The organism is Cupriavidus sp. 8B, assembly GCF_054589115.1.
Window position 1 is genome coordinate 1 of record NZ_BAAILO010000413.1, and the last position, 406, is coordinate 406.

Sequence of the window (406 nt, forward strand, 5' to 3'; positions counted from 1 at the left end):
GTGCGACCGGATCGCGCTAAGCCACGTCCACCTCGCCACAAACCTCATCGACATGCCGCCTACAAGGCATGCTGAGGCTTAACTTGGGTGGATTGAGTGGTTAGAGGGGTTAGAGGACCGGCGCAACTTGATGCGCTTATTTCCAGCTCTCAGCGTATTCCCTCAATTCTTTTTCAAGGTATTCCATCAGCGCCCGTTTTGCGGGTGACGGGAAATGGCTGGGAAGGGTGAGAATGTACAGGCTGTTTAGCTGCCCGACGATCCGGTACTGCGGAAGTACTTGCTGCAGATTTTGGGCGGTCGGTCCGCGCATTGCATATGTTGGCAGAATACCGATGCCCATGCCTTCCAGTACAGCATCGAGGATAAATGGGTAGTCTGCCGATTGTAGCGTTGGCTGGATATG

Annotated in this window: 1 protein-coding gene; it reads right to left on the minus strand. The window is 54.2% G+C overall.

Going from position 1 to position 406, the window contains the following annotated elements; all coding sequences use genetic code 11:
* Positions 1 to 136: 136 nt before the first annotated feature.
* Positions 137 to 406 (minus strand): LysR substrate-binding domain-containing protein (locus ACYP5B_RS39665; protein WP_459573282.1); only part of this gene is annotated, 270 nt, incomplete at its 5' end.